The organism is Rugamonas fusca, from assembly GCF_014042365.1.
Taxonomy (GTDB): Bacteria; Pseudomonadota; Gammaproteobacteria; order Burkholderiales; family Burkholderiaceae_D; genus Rugamonas; species Rugamonas fusca.
In genome coordinates, this window is sequence record NZ_JACEZS010000063.1 from 1 (window position 1) to 798 (window position 798).

1 rRNA gene is annotated in these 798 nt (G+C 51.0%); it reads right to left on the bottom strand.

The features are described from left to right. A 23S ribosomal RNA gene (locus tag H3H36_RS26310) occupies window positions 1–798 on the bottom strand; the annotation flags it as partial.

Genomic DNA, 798 nt, shown 5'->3' on the forward strand with positions numbered 1-798 from the left:
ATATCCGCAGCTTCGGTGACTGGCTTAGCCCCGTTACATCTTCCGCGCAGGACGACTCGATCAGTGAGCTATTACGCTTTCTTTAAATGATGGCTGCTTCTAAGCCAACATCCTGACTGTTTTAGCCTTCCCACTTCGTTTTCCACTTAGCCAATCTTTGGGACCTTAGCTGGCGGTCTGGGTTGTTTCCCTCTTGACGCCGGACGTTAGCACCCGACGTCTGTCTCCCAAGCTCGCACTCATCGGTATTCGGAGTTTGCAATGGTTTGGTAAGTCGCGATGACCCCCTAGCCATAACAGTGCTCTACCCCCGATGGTGATACTTGAGGCACTACCTAAATAGTTTTCGGAGAGAACCAGCTATTTCCAAGTTTGTTTAGCCTTTCACCCCTACCCACAGCTCATCCCCTAATTTTTCAACATTAGTGGGTTCGGACCTCCAGTGCGTGTTACCGCACCTTCATCCTGGCCATGAGTAGATCACTTGGTTTCGGGTCTACACCCAGCGACTGGACGCCCTGTTCGGACTCGATTTCTCTACGGCTTCCCTATATGGTTAACCTTGCCACTGAATGTAAGTCGCTGACCCATTATACAAAAGGTACGCAGTCACGGAACAAGTCCGCTCCTACTGTTTGTATGCACACGGTTTCAGGATCTATTTCACTCCCCTCCCGGGGTTCTTTTCGCCTTTCCCTCACGGTACTGGTTCACTATCGGTCGATTACGAGTATTTAGCCTTGGAGGATGGTCCCCCCATCTTCAGACAGGATTTCTCGTGTCCCGCCCTACTTGTCG